Annotated in this window: 12 protein-coding genes and 1 riboswitch; of the genes, 7 read left to right on the forward strand and 5 right to left on the reverse strand. The window is 68.5% G+C overall.

Features of this window, described 5'->3' with window-relative positions; genetic code table 11:
• Positions 1 to 106: 106 nt before the first annotated feature.
• Together JVH1_RS11615 and JVH1_RS11620 are read left to right on the forward strand one after the other, a co-directional pair.
• Positions 107 to 1,294, forward strand: coding sequence for a pyridoxal phosphate-dependent aminotransferase (locus JVH1_RS11615; RefSeq protein ID WP_009477989.1), 1,188 nt, complete (start codon positions 107 to 109; stop codon positions 1,292 to 1,294).
• The gene (locus tag JVH1_RS11620) at positions 1,291 to 2,328 is read left to right on the forward strand and encodes an AraC family transcriptional regulator (RefSeq protein ID WP_009477988.1); all 1,038 of its coding nucleotides are present in this window, start codon (positions 1,291 to 1,293) and stop codon (positions 2,326 to 2,328) included. Before JVH1_RS11615 ends, JVH1_RS11620 begins: the two co-directional genes overlap by 4 nt.
• Positions 2,329 to 2,335: 7 nt before the next feature.
• On the opposite strand, the gene JVH1_RS11625 is transcribed toward JVH1_RS11620, so the two are convergent.
• The 3 genes from JVH1_RS11625 to JVH1_RS11635 form a co-directional block, all read right to left on the reverse strand.
• Positions 2,336 to 2,761, reverse strand: a complete 426-nt coding sequence (locus JVH1_RS11625; RefSeq protein WP_011597222.1) for a VOC family protein — start codon at positions 2,759 to 2,761, stop codon at positions 2,336 to 2,338.
• Between the two features lie 63 nt (positions 2,762 to 2,824).
• Positions 2,825 to 3,868 carry a zinc-binding dehydrogenase gene (locus JVH1_RS11630; protein WP_009477986.1) on the reverse strand — a complete coding sequence of 348 codons (1,044 nt, stop codon included), beginning with the start codon at positions 3,866 to 3,868 and terminating at the stop codon, positions 2,825 to 2,827.
• A gap of 80 nt (positions 3,869 to 3,948) precedes the next feature.
• Complete coding sequence (locus JVH1_RS11635; RefSeq protein ID WP_043780965.1) at positions 3,949 to 4,596, reverse strand: LysE family translocator; 648 nt, start codon at positions 4,594 to 4,596, stop codon at positions 3,949 to 3,951.
• Between the two features lie 145 nt (positions 4,597 to 4,741).
• On the opposite strand from JVH1_RS11635, the gene thpD reads away from it, so the two are divergent.
• From thpD to JVH1_RS11650, 3 genes are all read left to right on the forward strand, one after another.
• Positions 4,742 to 5,653 (forward strand): ectoine hydroxylase, encoded by a 912-nt coding sequence (thpD, locus tag JVH1_RS11640; RefSeq protein ID WP_043780963.1) that lies wholly within the window; start codon positions 4,742 to 4,744, stop codon positions 5,651 to 5,653.
• A gap of 169 nt (positions 5,654 to 5,822) precedes the next feature.
• A complete protein-coding gene (locus JVH1_RS11645) occupies positions 5,823 to 7,973 on the forward strand; it encodes an MMPL family transporter (RefSeq protein WP_009477983.1) in 2,151 nt (716 codons plus the stop codon).
• Positions 7,974 to 8,139: 166 nt separating this feature from the next.
• Complete coding sequence (locus tag JVH1_RS11650) at positions 8,140 to 8,787, forward strand: alpha-ketoglutarate-dependent dioxygenase AlkB (protein ID WP_009477982.1); 648 nt, start codon at positions 8,140 to 8,142, stop codon at positions 8,785 to 8,787.
• Here the strand turns inward: JVH1_RS11650 and JVH1_RS11655 are convergent, their stop codons facing one another.
• Positions 8,788 to 9,876, reverse strand: coding sequence for a 3-deoxy-7-phosphoheptulonate synthase (locus tag JVH1_RS11655; RefSeq protein ID WP_009477981.1), 1,089 nt, complete (start codon positions 9,874 to 9,876; stop codon positions 8,788 to 8,790).
• Positions 9,877 to 10,158: 282 nt separating this feature from the next.
• Between JVH1_RS11655 and JVH1_RS11660 the strand changes: the two genes are divergently transcribed.
• A complete protein-coding gene (locus JVH1_RS11660) occupies positions 10,159 to 11,214 on the forward strand; it encodes an ABC transporter ATP-binding protein (protein ID WP_009477980.1) in 1,056 nt (351 codons plus the stop codon).
• A gap of 108 nt (positions 11,215 to 11,322) precedes the next feature.
• A riboswitch (cobalamin riboswitch) is annotated at positions 11,323 to 11,530 on the forward strand.
• Between the two features lie 126 nt (positions 11,531 to 11,656).
• Entirely contained in the window at positions 11,657 to 13,918 is a 2,262-nt protein-coding gene (gene metE, locus JVH1_RS11665) for a 5-methyltetrahydropteroyltriglutamate--homocysteine S-methyltransferase (RefSeq protein WP_009477979.1), read from the forward strand.
• 43 nt (positions 13,919 to 13,961) lie between these two features.
• On the opposite strand, the gene JVH1_RS11670 is transcribed toward metE, so the two are convergent.
• Entirely contained in the window at positions 13,962 to 14,969 is a 1,008-nt protein-coding gene (locus JVH1_RS11670) for a helix-turn-helix transcriptional regulator (RefSeq protein WP_009477978.1), read from the reverse strand.
• Positions 14,970 to 15,047 lie beyond the last annotated feature (78 nt).

A 15,047-nucleotide genomic window follows, 5' to 3' on the forward strand; every position in this document is an offset into this window, starting at 1 on the left:
TCACCGGGCGCCCTTCGCGCGCCGTCTACAGAGAAGACGAGACAGCCCTGCAGAACGTGACGCGGCCGTGTGCAACCCTCGCCGTCACACCGACTACGCTGCAGTAATGCCCGCAACGCCGCGCAACCGCACCGTCCAGCGCTTGCAGCCGTTCGCGTCCACCATCTTTGCCGAGATGACCGCGCTCGCCGTGCGCCACGACGCCATCAACCTCGGTCAGGGTTTCCCCGACACCGACGGTCCCGCGTCCATGCTCGACACCGCGCGCCGAGCCATCGCGGACGGGCTCAACCAGTACCCGCCCGGCCCCGGCATGCCCGTGCTCCGCCAGGCGGTCGCGGCCGACCGGCTCGCCAGGTACGGGCTCGACCACGACCCAGACTCGGAGGTGCTGGTCACCGTCGGCGCAACCGAGGCCATCAGCGCCGCCATTTTGGGGCTGGTCGAACCGGGTGAGGAAGTGGTGCTGATCGAGCCGTACTACGACTCCTACGCGGCGTCTGTCGCGCTGGCGGGGGCGGTGCGACGCAGCGTGCCGCTCGCCCGCTCCGGCACGAAGTTCGTCGTCGACCTCGACGCTCTGCGGGCGGCGATCACCCCGAAGACCCGGATGCTGGTGATCAACACCCCACACAATCCGACCGGCACCGTGTTCACCCCGGAGGAGATCGCCGCCGTCGCGGAGCTGGCCTGCGAGCACGACCTGCTGGTTCTCAGCGACGAGGTGTACGAGCACCTGGTCTTCGACGGCCGGAAGCACACCGCCCTGGCCACTCTGCCGGGAATGTTCGAACGGACCGTCTCGGTGTCGAGCGCCGCCAAGACGTTCAATGTCACCGGCTGGAAGATCGGCTGGGCGTGCGGTCCGGCGGAACTGATCGACGCCGTCCGTACCGCGAAGCAGTACATGTCCTTCGTCGGCGGCGGACCGTTCCAGCCCGCGGTGGCGCATGCGCTGAGCCACGAGCAGCAGTGGGTGAAGGAATTGCGGGACAGTCTCCAGGCCAAGAGGGACGTGCTGTACGACGCGCTCGTCGCGTCCGGTCTGGAGGTCCATTCGGGTGGCGGCACGTACTACCTGTGCGCCGACATCACCGCGATCGGTGAACGCGACGGCATCGACTTCTGCCGCAGGCTTCCGGAGCGCATCGGCGTGGCCGCGGTGCCGGTCAGTGTGTTCACCGACCATCCGGTGCCGTGGAACCCGCTGGTGCGGTTCGCGTTCTGCAAGCAGGATCACGTGCTCGAGGAGGCTGCGCGGCGGCTCCGGACCCTCGGGGAGCCCGGATCGTGACTGCCCGCACCATCCCCGCCGACTTCGTGCGGCGGTCGCTCGAACTGTCGGCGCGCAGTGGGGTCGACCTCTCCCCCGCGCTGTCGGCGGCGGGGATCACGGCGGCGTCGCTCGAGGATCCGCTGGCCCGGTTGACGCCGACCCAGGTCACGGCGTTCACCCAGGCGGTCTGGCAGATCACGGGCGACGAATTGTTCGGCCTCGGGCCGGCCCCGGTCCCCCGCGGCACGTTTCGGCTCGTCTGCCTCGCCCTGATCCACACCGCGGACCTGTCCGCGGCCCTCGAGCGGATGGCCGACATCCTGCGCGCCCTGCCGTCACTTCCGGCCCTGCACATCGGTCCCGGTGTCAACGGTGGAACCCGGATGACCATCGACATCCGCCCGGCCGCGGCCGAACGGTCCATCGAGGACGTGCAGTCGTCGCTCGAGGCGACGCGGGTGACCACCGATTTCCTACTGATCCTGCTTCACCGTTTCGCGGCGTGGCTCGTGGGCAAGAGGGTCCGGTTGCTGGCGGTGGAACTGCCGTATCCGGCGCCGCTGCCGCAGCTCGCCGAGAACTACGATCACATCTTCGGCGTCCCGGTGACATTCGATTCCGACATTCCCGCAATCGAATTCGACAACGCGGTCATGCGGGCGCCCATCATCCAGACCGAGGACACGCTCGCGGACTATCTCCGGGAGTCACCGACGTTGCTGATGTCGGAGCGTGACTACGACAGCACGGCGTCGGCGCAGGTGCGCCGGGTCCTCGAACTCGGTATGAAAGGCCGGACGTCGACGGCCGAGGACATCGCGGAGATGCTGTCGATCAGCGTCCCACACCTGCGCCGCCTGCTCCGGCAGGAGGGGACGTCGCTGAACCAGCTGCGGGAGGAAGTGCTCCGGGACGCCGCCGTCGCCGGGCTCCGGCGCGGCGAGACCGTGGAGGACCTGTCGGCGCGGCTCGGCTTCTCCGAGCCCAGCGCGTTCCGTCGCGCCTTCAAACGCTGGACCGGCAGCACCCCGAGTTCCTACCGCGGAGCGTGACAGCGCGTCAGCTGACGCAGAACTCGTTGCCCTCGGGGTCTGCCATGGTGACCCACTCGCTCGGTCCCTGGCGGCCGCGGTGGAGCACGGTGGCGCCGGACTGCTCCAGCTTCTCGGCCACCTCGTACCGGGCGTCCCCGACCCGGATGTCCAGGTGGAGCCGGTTCTTCACCGTCTTCCGTTCGGGAACCAGCTGGAACAGCACACGCGGGCGCTCCGGGTGCTCCGGATCGCGGATCGCCTGACCCTCCCGCCAGACCAGGACACCCTCGAACTCCATGGTGTCGGACTCCTGCGCGTGGCCAGCCTCGACGAGCCCGCGGATGAACTCCTCGTTGCTCGGCTCCACCTCCCAGCCGAGCGTCTGCGCCCACCATTTGGCCAGGGTATGCGGGTTCTCCGAGTCCACTGTGACTTGAAATTCATATCCCATGGCCCGACGGTACAGCGGTGCACCGACAGGTCCCGACGAGCCGAATCCCGGGATCTGCCGGTATCAGGGTTCGACGAGGATCCGGATGGGATCGCCCTCGTGGTTCGCGAGTTTCTCGATGCCCTTCGCGACGTCCTCGAGCGGGACGATCTCGCTGATCGACCGCGACAGGTCGAGGCGGCCACGGGACACCAGTTCGGCGAGGGTTTCGATGTCCACGTTCTTGTAGCCCAGGTGGCCGAGTACCTGCTTCTGCGACAGCCCGAACTGCGCGGTGGTGCCCACCGACGCCTCCTGCGCGCTCAGCCCGACCGCGACGAGTCGGCCACCGACCGTCAGGCAGTCGAGTGCCTGCTCGAACGTCACCTTCAGCCCGGCCGCGTCGAACGCGACGTCCAGCATCCGGCCGCCCGTAGCCTCGGCGACCTTCTCCTTCAGGTTCTCGTCCCGGGAGTCGAACGCGTAATCGGCCCCGAGTTCCAGGGCGCGTTCCCGCACAGCGGGATTGATGTCGAACGCGATCACCGGGACGGCGCCGACGAGGCGTGCCAGCTGCACGATGTGGGTGCCGACTCCGCCCACACCCCACACCCCCACGGTCTCCCCGACCACCACCTTGCCGGTGCGCACGACCGCGCCGAACGGCGTCGACACCGCGTCGGCGAGGATGGCCGCCTGCTCGAACGGAACGTTGTCCGGAATACGGGTCAGTCCCCCGGCCTGCGCCACCGTGTACTCGGCCCACGCGCCGTCGTAGGCGAACGCCATGAGCTGGATGTTCAGGCAGTTCGTGAGGTCCCCGCGGCGGCAGTTGCGGCACCCGAAGCAGGGCCTGCCCGCGGACGGCACGACGCGGTCTCCTTCGGACCAGCCGGTTACTCCGGCACCGAGCTTCGCAATGGTGCCCGACGCCTCGTGCCCCTGGGTCACCTCGGGCAGCAGCGCGGGGAACGTGCCGTCGATCAGACTCAGGTCGGAATGGCAGATGCCGCAGAACTCCACTTTGACGAGCACTTCACCGGGCCCGGGTTCCGGAATCGGAACATCCTCCACAGCAATGGTTTTCGTGTCAGCATGGAATCGCTGCGCCCGCATGGTCCCGGCCATCTCTCACCCCTTCGTCGTCGTCGCTCCCGACGGTACCCGCGAAACATGCTCAGGTGTGCATGATTCAGGCCACTGCCGATTCAGACCGTCGCGGGCCGCGTCCGGTCGAGGGCGAGGTGAACGGCGAGGCCGCCGAGGACGCTTCCCATCACGAACTTCTGCGCGCGCAGCCACGTCGGGCGTCCGGACAGGAACGCCGCGACAGCTCCTGCGACGCAGACGATCAGCGCGTTCACGGTGAGCGCCACCACGATCTGGACACTGCCCAGCAGCAGGCTCTGCAACCACACGGGCCCGGCGCCGGGGTGGACGAACTGCGGGATCAGCGCCAGATACATCACCGCGATCTTCGGATTGAGCAGGTTGGTCGTGAGTCCCATCAGGAACAGCCGGGCGGACGAATCCCGGGGCAGCGCCCGGGACGGAGCGAACGGCGTGTGCCCGCCGGGCCGCAACGCCTTCCAGGCCAGCCAGCCTAGATAGCACGCGCCCGCCAGCTTCAGCGCGGTGTACGCCTGCGGGACGGCGGAGAACACCGCCGAAATGCCCAGTGTCGCAGCAGCCAGATAGCACAGGAATCCGAGAGCGACTCCGGCCAGCGAGAGCAGTCCCGCCGCCCTGCCCTGAGTGATGCTGCGCGAGAGCAGATACACCATGTTGGGTCCAGGTGTGAGAACCATACCGAGGGCGATCGCCGCCACTCCGAGTACCGCCGCCGAATCGATCATGTCCGTGACGATCCCACCGCGGCGACGCGCCGTCGCGGTCCAGTCCGGCCTCGGTGGACCTGCGTCCGGGTTGCATTCGTCGACGACCAGTGGGAACGTCGGAAGAGTAGAGCGTTGTCCAATCCGAAAGGGTGAAACACGAGTTATGCGTACGGCCGTAGCCGACACCTACCCCACGAGGGACCGCAACGAGTGCACGATGACCGTCCGTCAGGATCCGGTCACCTGGTCGGACGGGAAACGGGGTGATACCCGGTCCGGTCCGCTCACCGTGAATCAGATTGCCGACTACGACGCTCGCGGGTATCACTCCGCCGACGCGATCATCCCGCCACGCGACGTGTTCAACCTGGTCGACGAGATGACCCGCCTCGCCGAGACCGACTCCCTCCGCGGCGACGGCCGGGTCGTGCGGGAGAACGGCGACGGCGCCGTCCGTTCCGTGTTCGACGTCCACCGGCTCAGCGACGTCGTCGACGAGATCATCCGACGCCCAGAGGTGGTGGGCATCGCCCGGCAGATCCTCGGTTCGGACGTCTACGTCCACCAGTCGCGCCTCAATTTCAAGCCCGGTTTCACCGGTGGACCGTTCTACTGGCACTCCGACTTCGAGACCTGGCACGCCGAGGACGGCATGCCCACTCCCCGCGCCGCGAGTATCTCGATCGCGCTCACCGAGAACTACGGGCACAACGGCGGCCTGATGATCATGCCCGGATCGCACCGTGCCTTCGTCTCCTGCGCCGGCGAGACCCCCGAGGACTACTACAAGGAATCACTGGTCAGTTACGTTCCCCCCACCGGGTCGCCCGATCAGCTGACGCTCACCCGGATGGCGAACGAGTACGGCATCGACACGATGACCGGACCGGCAGGCTCCGCCACCGTGTTCGATTCCAACTGCATGCACGGGTCGAACGGCAATATCACGCCGTTCGCGCGGTCCAACCTCTTCATTGTGTTCAACAGTGTCGAGAACACCCTGACGGATCCGTTCTCGGCGCCCGCCCCGCGCCCCGACTACCTCGGCAGCCGGGATTTCACCCCCTTGCGGTAACGAGCACCATGACGTACCGCGGCCCCGCTCCCTGATGTCGGAGCGGGGCCGCGGTCTGTCGATGCCGTGAAACCCGTAGCCTTCGCGCCGCCCTGCATGCGACGATGGCTTGGCACGGTTCGACCGCCCGGCCGGGCGCCGGCCGAACCTTCATCTCCCGGAACGGGGAATGATGTTTGCCTACATCGCGCGCACCGTCGTCGCACACCCGTGGCAGGTCATCGCGGCCTGGGTAGTCGCCGCAATAGCCGTCATCCTGTTCGCGCCGAGTCTCGACGACTACACCACCGGTAACCAGCAGACGTTCCTGCCCAGCACTTTCGAGTCGTCCGAGGCGCAGGCCGTCGGCAACGAATACTTCCCCAGCCTGTCCGGTGCCACCGGCAGCCTGGTGGTGGTCCGCGCCGATGCCGCCCCGCTGTCACCCGCCGACCAGCAGACGGCACTGAATCTCGCGGCCTCGCTGCAGAATTCGGCGATCCCGGGAGTGGTGAGCGTGCAGGGGTCCCCCGCGTCGCTGTCCGCCGACGGGAAGGCCGCCGCACTGCAGGTGGTGTTCGACGGACAACCCGGCGACGACCGGGTCAACGACGCCGTGCCGGTCATCCGGGGCGACGCCGAGCAGCAGCTGAACGGCACCGGACTGGTGAGCGGGCTGACCGGGAACGCGGCCATTCAGGTCGACACCACCGCCGCATACGACAACGCCGACAAGGTCATCACGATCGCCACGGTGATCGTGATCCTCGCCCTGCTCGGCCTGATCTTCCGCAGCCCCGTCATCGCCGTCCTGCCGGTTCTCGTGATCGGCGTGGTGCTGTCGGTGGTCACCGGACTGACCGCCGTACTCGCCGATCTGTTCGACTTCCAGGTCAGCACGTCGCTGCAATCCATCCTCGTGGTCGTGCTCTTCGGTGTCGGCACCGACTACATCGTCTTCCTGTTGTTCCGCTATCGCGAACGTCTCCGGCAGCAGGCCGCGGCTGGGTCCACCACCGACACGCATCGAGAAGCCCTCGTGTTCTCCACCGACGTCGTCGGGCGCGTCGTCGCGTCGTCGGCACTCACGGTCATCGTCGCGTTCGCCGCCCTGCTGCTGGCGAAACTCGGCTCGCTCACCACGCTGGCGCCGGGACTCATCGTCGCCGTGGCCGTCATGCTGGTGACGGCGCTGACGCTCATCCCCGCGGTGTTCACCGTGCTGGGCCGCCACCTGTTCTGGCCGCTCGGACCGGGGCACGACAGCCCCTACACACCGTTCGCCTCGATCGGCGCCGCGATCGGGCGCCGTCCCGCCGTGTTCGCCGTCGCGATCGGCGTCGTGTTGATCGCGCTCGGCGCCTTCGCGTCCGGCTACAAGTCGACGTACAACACGCTGGGCGAACTGCCCTCCGACACGCCGTCACAGCAGGCGTTCGACACCCTCGACCGATCCTTCCCCGCGGGCGCGCTGAGCCCGACGCAGGTGTACGTCCTCGCTCCCGGGCCGCTCGATCCCGCGTCGCTGACCCCGCTCGTCACCGCTCTGACACAGGTGCCGGGAGTGTCCTCGGTCGCCCCGCCGCGGCCCAGTCAGGACGGTCGCGCCGCGCTCGTCAACGTCGTGCTCGCCGACGATCCCTATTCGAACGCGTCCCTCGACCTCGTCGAGGGCCCGATCCGCGACGCCGCCCACGGCGCGGTCCCCGGTTCGGAAGTCGTTGTGGGCGGGCAGACGTCCACGTTCGTCGACGTCCGCGCACAACTCGCGGCCGATACGCGCCTCGTGTTCCCCGTCGCCGCAGTCGCGATCGCGCTGATTCTCGCCCTGCTGCTGCTCGCCGTCCTGGCCCCGCTCAACCTGCTGGTGTGCGTGGCACTCACATTCGTCGCGACACTCGGCGCCGTGGTGCTCCTGTTCTTGCACGGCCTCGGCTACGTCGGGATCGACTTCTCGATTCCGATCGTGCTCTACCTGTTCGTCGTCGCGATCGGAACCGACTACAACATCCTGCTGGCCTCGCGACTGCGCGAGGAATTCCGCAACGGGTACACCCCGCGCGAGGCGGCGCGGATCGCCGTCTCCAACGACGCTCCCACCGTGGCCGCCGCCGGTCTGATCCTGGCGCTGACGTTCGCTTCGCTGACCCTCACCGGACTGGCCAACCTCGCCGAACTCGGCTTCGGCGTCGCGATCGGTGTCGCCATCGCCGCCTTCGCAATGGCCCCGATGCTGGTACCGAGCCTGTCTGCACTCGAACGTCGCGCCTTCTGGTGGCCGAGCAGGCAGAAGGCGACCGTCGACACCGGCGACGACCGCGAGCCGGCGGTGCCGCGGTAACCGCCGCCGTTCCCCGGGTTTCCGGACAGACGCACCACTTCTCCGCAGCCGCACTACTTCCAGGGCCCGAAAACAATGCGCGAACCAAGAAGGGGTGCGTCCGATCGGCGACCGCTGCCTCACAAATGATGTGAACATACGTTCGAATATCCGGTAGCATGGCGGCATGACTTCCGCGGATGCGCGGTATGCGCGCCAGGCTTCACTGTTCGACGACGCGTCGTTCGGTGTCGAACTGGGTGAGCTCGGGTCGGCGGTGCAGCGTCGCACGCTGACCGCGGGAGCGTGGGTCGACGTGCGACCGGGGTGGCTGACCGGTTCCGACGAGTTGTTCGCGACGCTCGCCGAGACGGTGCCGTGGAAGGCGGAGCGGCGCCAGATGTACGACCGGGTGGTCGATGTTCCACGCCTCGTGCGGTTCTACCCGGAGGGTGAGCCGCTCCCCGACCCGCTGCTGGAGACGGCACGGGACACCCTGAGCAGGCATTACCTGCCCGAACTGGGCGAGAAGTTCGCCACTTCCGGGCTGTGCTTCTACCGCGACGGTTCCGACAGCGTCGCCTGGCACGGTGACGACACCGGCCGGAGCCGCACCGAAGACACCCTGGTCGCGATCCTCTCGCTCGGCGCCGCGCGTCCGCTGCTGCTGCGTCCGCGCGGCGGCGGGCACTCGATCCGGTACTCGCTCGGCCACGGTGACCTGCTGGTGATGGGTGGTTCCTGCCAGCGCACCTGGGAGCATTGTGTACCGAAGAGCACCCGCCCGCTCGGACCGCGGATCAGCGTGCAGTTCCGCACGAGAGGCGTGCGGTGATCACTTCCGGCGCGCGGCGACTGCCTGGGCGAGACGGTCCAGCTGCGCTGCCGTCGCGTTCCAGTCGATGCACGCGTCGGTGATGGACTGCCCGTACGTGAGGTCCTCGGCCTTCCCGAGGGTGAGGTCCTGACGACCGGCTTCGATGAAGCTCTCCACCATCACACCGACGATCCCCTTCTCGCCCTCCTCGAGCCGGGCCGCGATGTCGTTCAGCACGTCGACCTGCTTCTCGTGGTTCTTGCTGCTGTTGCCGTGGCTGGCGTCGATGACGACCCGCTCCGGCAGACCGCCCTTGCGCAGCCGGGCGAGCGTGTCCGCCACCGTCTCCACGTCGTAGTTCGGTCCGTCGCTGCCGCCGCGGAGGATGACGTGGCAGTCGGGGTTGCCGACCGTGCGGATCAGCGCGGCCTGCCCGTCGAGGTCGGTGCCGGGGAACACGTGGCTCGCCGCGGCGGCGCGGGTGCCGTCGACCGCCACCTGCACGTCGCCCTCCGTCGAGTTCTTGATCCCGACCGGCATCGACAGCGCGCTGCACAGCTGCCGGTGCACCTGGCTGGCGGCGGTGCGGGCACCGATCGCGCCGTACGTGACGAGGTCCGCGATGTACTGCGGCATGATCGGGTCGAGGAACTCACAGCCGACCGGCAGGCCGAGCGAGGACACGTCGAGCAGCAGCTTGCGGCCCATGCGGATCCCGGTGTCGATGTCGAACGTGCCGTCCAGGTGCGGGTCGTTCAGCAGACCCTTCCAGCCGAGCGTGGTGCGCGGCTTCTCGAAGTAGACCCGCATCACGATGTGCAGGTCGTCGCGCAATTCCTCGGCCTTCGCGGCGAGCCGGCGGGCGTAGTCCATGGCGGCGTCCGGGTCGTGCACCGAGCACGGGCCCACCACGACGAGCAGTCGATCATCGTCGCCGTTCAGCACGTTCACCGTGTCGGCGCGGCCGGAGCGGACGGTCGCGGACGCGACGTCGTCGGGGGCGTATTCGCGGCGCACGACCGACGGGGCCACCAGCGGGCTGATGCTGGCGGTGCGCTGGTCGTCCAGCCGATCACTGCTGGTAGTGGTGTCGAGAGTGACAGTCATGGGTTCGGGTTCCTGTTCTCAGGCCGGCCCTCGAAGACTGTGGAGATTCCCGCGAGCCGGTCTGTAATCCGGCTCTGGGGTGGAAGAAGTCAGCGCGTGGTTACGCTGACCGGCCCACCCGGGGCCGGCCTGCTAAACCAGAAATATGCGCGCTGCATGGCGCCCACAGTAACGGCTGCCCCCGATCGGCGCCACACCCACCCCGGGCCCCTGACATTTGTCACGGTGAGGTCGTGACGGACGTGTGGGGGTCGGCGGCCGTCCGGCTCGCACGCTGAATGCATGACATCGACAGAGCTCCGCACCTCCACGAAGGCCTCCGCGTCGCCGGCTCCGGCAGTCAGCCTGCGAGGCGTCCACAAGTACTTCGGTGACGTTCACGCCGTCCGGGGCCTGGACCTCGAGATCCGGCCCGGCGAGATCGTCGCGTTCCTCGGCCCCAACGGCGCCGGCAAGACCACCACCGTCGACATGGTCCTCGGACTGTCCCGCCCCACGGCCGGCGAGGTGTCCGTGTTCGGCACCGATCCGCGCACCGCGATCGCACAGGGCCTGGTCTCGGCGGTCATGCAGACGGGCGGGCTGCTGAAGGAGCTGACGGTCGAGGAGACCGTCCGGCTCACCGCGAGCCTGTTCGCCGACACGCGGCCGGTCGACGAGGTCCTCACCCGGGCCGGTATCGCCGATCTCGCAAACCGGTTGGTGGGCAAATGTTCCGGAGTTCAGCAACAGCGACTGCGGTTCGCGATGGCACTGCTGTCCGATCCCGAGCTGTTGATCCTCGACGAGCCGACCACGGGCATGGACGTCGAGGGCAGGCGGGACTTCTGGTCGGCGATCCGCGCCGACGCGGACAGCGGCCGGACTGTCGTCTTCGCGACGCACTACCTCGAGGAGGCCGACGCCTACGCCGATCGGATCGTCCTGGTGCGCAAGGGAAAAGTGGTCGCCGACGGCACCGCCGCCGAGGTGAAGGCGCTGGCCGCGGGACGGACGGTGCGCGCCCACTTCCCGGGCGCCGACAGGGAACAATTGTTCGCGATTCCCGGCGCCGACAGCATCGAGGTTCGCGGTGACAGCGTCCTCGTCCACTCGACGGACACCGACGCCGTCGCCCGCCACCTCCTCACGCAGACACCTGCCTGCGACCTCGAAATCGTCTCCCGAGGGCTCGAAGACGCGTTCATCGCGCTCACCTCCGACGACTCGTCAGTGGGGAATCGCCGCTCACCGACCGGGAGACCGACGTGCTGCGCGCGGCGCGGGACGGTGCGCCGGTCGCCTCCATCGCGGCCGCACTGTTCCTGTCCTCGGCGTGTAGGCGCTTCGCGCCCGTGAGTGCTTGACGAGTCCAGGGACCCCTTAACCGCGCACGGGCCGAAGGCCTATGCTGGCCGGTGCAGCTGGTTCGCCCGGCGCGGTCGTGAGGAGCCCCGAAGACCGCACCTGGCGTCGAAGCACGTCGGACTCCCCGGAGTTCACGTGTGAGAGGGAACCCGGTGAAAATCCGGGACTGTCCCGCAGCGGTGAGCAGGAACGACCGCCGTCACCATGCACTGGGCAACCGCCTGGGAAGCGACGGCCACTAGGTCCGGTGTGATTTCGCACCGGCTGCCTGCGAGTCCGAAGACCTGCCGACTGTGTCGGGCACGCCGTGCCCGACGGTTACCGCCTCGTGGATTGGGCGTGTAGACCTTCTCGCGCTGCAGCACGTCCCTGGGCTCGAGAGGTGTACCCGTGTGCCGGCGGTGGCCGTACCGCGTACGCAACTGGAGATACCGTGACATTTTCTTTCACTGCGACCGTGCTGGGCTCACCTCGCATCGGTCCGAATCGCGAACTGAAGAAGGCCGTCGAGTCGTACTGGGCAGGCCGCCTCGACGCCGAAGGGCTCGACGCTCTCGCCCGGGATCTGCGACGCCGGACCTGGACGAGCCTGCGTGACGCCGGCCTCGACTCCGTGCCCGTCAACACGTTCTCGTACTACGACCATGTGCTGGACACCGCGGCGATGCTCGGCGCCCTGCCCGACCGTGTCGCCGGAATCGAGAGCGACCTCGACCGCTACTTCGCCGCCGCCCGCGGCAACGACACGGTCGCCCCGCTCGAGATGACCAAGTGGTTCGACACCAACTACCACTACCTGGTGCCGGAGATCTCCCCGACGACGACGTTCGCCCTCGACCCGTCGAAGGTGCTCCGCGAACTCGAAGAGGCACGTGCCCTGGACATTCCGGCCCGCCCGGTGGTGGTGGGTCCGGTCACGTTCCTACTGCTGTCGAAGGCTGTCGGCTCGGACGCACCCCTCCTCGACCGCCTCGACGAACTGGTCCCGCTGTATGCGGACCTGCTCGGTCGGCTCGCCGACGCGGGCGCCGACTGGGTGCAGATCGACGAACCCGCGCTGGTCGCCGACCGCACACCGGAGGAGATCGCGGCGGCCAAGCGGGCCTACGACCGGTTGTCCGGGCTGGAGTCGCGACCGGCGATCCTCGTCGCGTCGTACTTCGGCAGCCTGGGTGACGCACTTCCCGCGATCGCGTCGACCGGTGTCGAGGGGATCGCGATCGATCTGGTTGCCGGATCCGACACTCTCGCCACGGTTCCCGATCTGACCCGCAAGCACGTCGTCGCCGGTGTCGTCGACGGACGCAACATCTGGCGCACCGACTTGGACGCGGCCCTGGCGTCGCTCGGCACCCTGCTGGGCAGTACCGGTTCGCTTGCCGTCTCGACGTCGTGCTCGCTGCTGCACGTCCCGTACACGCTCGACGCGGAAACCGGCATGGACAAGGCGCTGCGGTCGTGGCTGGCGTTCGGCACCGAAAAGGTCCGCGAGGTCGTCACACTCGGCACCGCACTGACCAGCGGTCGCGAGTCCGTGGACGACGAGTTCGCGCTCGCCCGCGCGGCGGCGTCCACCCGCAGCACCGACCGGCGTCTGCACGACGCCACGGTCCGTGCTCGGCTGGACGCGCTCACCGCGTCCGATCCGGGGCGCAGTCCCGCGGCGGAACGTCGGGAAGCCCAGTCGGCGCTGTCGCTTCCGGTGCTGCCGACCACGACGATCGGCTCCTACCCGCAGACGACGCAGATCCGCGTCGCGCGCGCCGCGCGGCGCAAGGGTGAGATCGACGAGGCCGAGTACCTGAAGCGGATGCGCGCCGAGGTCGCCGATGTGGTTGCGCTGCAAGAAAAGCTGGACCTCGACGTGCTGGTGCACGGCGAACCGGAACGCAACGACATGGTGCAGTACTTCGCCGAACAGTTGGACGGGTTCTTCGCGACGGACAACGGCTGGGTGCAGTCGTACGGCAGCCGCTGCGTCCGCCCGCCGATCCTGTACGGCGATGTGCGCCGCAGCAACCCGATGACCGTCGAATGGATCACGTACGCGCAGTCGCTGACGCAGCGTCCGGTGAAGGGCATGCTCACCGGTCCGGTGACGATCCTGGCGTGGTCGTTCGTGCGCGATGACCAGCCGCTGGCCGACTCCGCCAACCAGGTGGCGCTGGCCATCCGGAACGAAACGGTGGATCTGCAGGGGGCGGGCATCCGGATCGTCCAGGTGGACGAGCCCGCGCTGCGCGAATTGCTGCCCCTGCGGGCCGCGGATCAGCCGGGGTACCTCGACTGGTCGGTCGGGGCGTTCCGTCTCGCGACGTCGGGTGTCTCGGACTCGACGCAGATCCACACCCACCTCTGCTATTCGGAGTTCGGTGAGGTCATCGAGGCCATCGCGAGGCTCGACGCCGACGTCACCTCCATCGAGGCTGCGCGTTCGCACATGGAGGTCCTCGACGACCTCAATGCCGTCGGCTTCGACCTGGGAGTCGGCCCGGGCGTGTACGACATCCACTCGCCGCGGGTGCCCGGTGTCGAGGAGATCGCGGCGTCGCTGCGGGAGGCGCTGAAGGCGGTGCCGGTGGAACGGCTGTGGGTCAACCCCGACTGCGGCCTGAAGACCCGCGGTCCCGCCGAGGTCGAGGCGTCGCTGCGCAACCTCGTCGACGCGGCGAAGCTGGTCCGCGCGGAGCTGTAGGCGGCTCCGCCACCCGTGAGTGGTTGAGGAGTCTCTGGACTCGTCAACCACTCACGGGGCCGAAGGCCCTGGTCTGCGACGGATTCTCGCCGAACCGGCGACGGTAGGCCGCCGCGAAGAGGCCGAGGTTGACGTATCCCCACGCGCCGGCGATCGAGGCGACGGTCTCCCCCGGTGATGCGGTGAGCAGTTCCTCGCGGATGCCCTGGAGCCGCTGCTCACGCACGTATTCGGCCGGCGTGGTGTCGAGGTATTTCCGGAACGCCCCGGACAGGGTCCGGACGCTGACCCCCACCGCGTCGGCGATGTCGGAGGCGGTCGGCAGTTCGCGGGCGTACTCCCGGATGTACTGGACGGCGTGCCGCACATAGCCGGGCGCCGCCGGGCCGGTGGACCTGTCCGGGTCCACTCCGGCGCGAGCCGCCCATTCGGTGAGCAGGTGACCGACCAGCAACTCCTGCAGGTTGAGACCGATGCGCCCCTCGGTGGCGTGTCCGGGTAGCTCTCCCGTCGTCCGCATGGCGTACCCGAGCAGAGCCTGCCAGCCGGATCCACCGCCCCCGATGACGCATTTGCGTTGCCAGAGAAGACCTCCGGGGTCGAATCCCCACCACCGCACGGCCGTGTCCGCGAGCAGCGTGTGGGGAACGGTGAGATTGAGCTGGACGTGGTCGGGCGAGAACTCGACGAGGTAGTCGACGCGACTGCAGTCGGCGACGAACGTGTCGCCCGCCGGTGTGTCCGCGGTGGCGTCGTGGTCGAGGTGGTGCCGGGCGTTGCCCCGAATGGTCGTGAGGACGAGCGCGTTTCCGGCGTCGGACGAGAAGTCGCCGACCGAGACGGGGATTCCGTAGGAGAACCGGGTGACGGTGATGTCGCCGATCTTCGTGGAGTACATGCTCGACCGGGGCGACAGCCCGACACCGAGCGGACGCACGACATAGGGCATGTACACGCGGTCGGACCAGAGCTGGATCTCGCTCCAGTCCTCCGACGTTCTGCGCTCGGCGGCCGGTGGCCGTCCCACAGCAAACGGATCCAGCGCGACCATGCGTCGAGTATCCCACCCGCAGGGCCTTCGGCCCCGTGCGCCTTTCTGGTTGCCCGAACAACCGGAAAGGCGCACGGG

The organism is Rhodococcus sp. JVH1 (assembly GCF_000280725.2).
Taxonomy (GTDB): Bacteria; Actinomycetota; Actinomycetes; order Mycobacteriales; family Mycobacteriaceae; genus Rhodococcus_F; species Rhodococcus_F jostii_A.

What these genes read in the sequence shown, in the direction of transcription:
- JVH1_RS11615 (WP_009477989.1), top strand. Translation starts at nt 107, where the DNA reads ATGCCCGCAACGCCGCGCAACCGCACCGTCCAGCGCTTGCAGCCGTTC.
- JVH1_RS11625 (WP_011597222.1), bottom strand. Translation starts at nt 2,761, where the DNA reads ATGGGATATGAATTTCAAGTCACAGTGGACTCGGAGAACCCGCATACC.
- JVH1_RS11630 (WP_009477986.1), bottom strand. Translation starts at nt 3,868, where the DNA reads ATGGCCGGGACCATGCGGGCGCAGCGATTCCATGCTGACACGAAAACC.
- JVH1_RS11635 (WP_043780965.1), bottom strand. Translation starts at nt 4,596, where the DNA reads ATGATCGATTCGGCGGCGGTACTCGGAGTGGCGGCGATCGCCCTCGGT.
- thpD (WP_043780963.1), top strand. Translation starts at nt 4,742, where the DNA reads ATGCGTACGGCCGTAGCCGACACCTACCCCACGAGGGACCGCAACGAG.
- JVH1_RS11645 (WP_009477983.1), top strand. Translation starts at nt 5,823, where the DNA reads ATGATGTTTGCCTACATCGCGCGCACCGTCGTCGCACACCCGTGGCAG.
- JVH1_RS11650 (WP_009477982.1), top strand. Translation starts at nt 8,140, where the DNA reads ATGACTTCCGCGGATGCGCGGTATGCGCGCCAGGCTTCACTGTTCGAC.
- JVH1_RS11655 (WP_009477981.1), bottom strand. Translation starts at nt 9,876, where the DNA reads ATGACTGTCACTCTCGACACCACTACCAGCAGTGATCGGCTGGACGAC.
- JVH1_RS11660 (WP_009477980.1), top strand. Translation starts at nt 10,159, where the DNA reads ATGACATCGACAGAGCTCCGCACCTCCACGAAGGCCTCCGCGTCGCCG.
- JVH1_RS11670 (WP_009477978.1), bottom strand. Translation starts at nt 14,969, where the DNA reads ATGGTCGCGCTGGATCCGTTTGCTGTGGGACGGCCACCGGCCGCCGAG.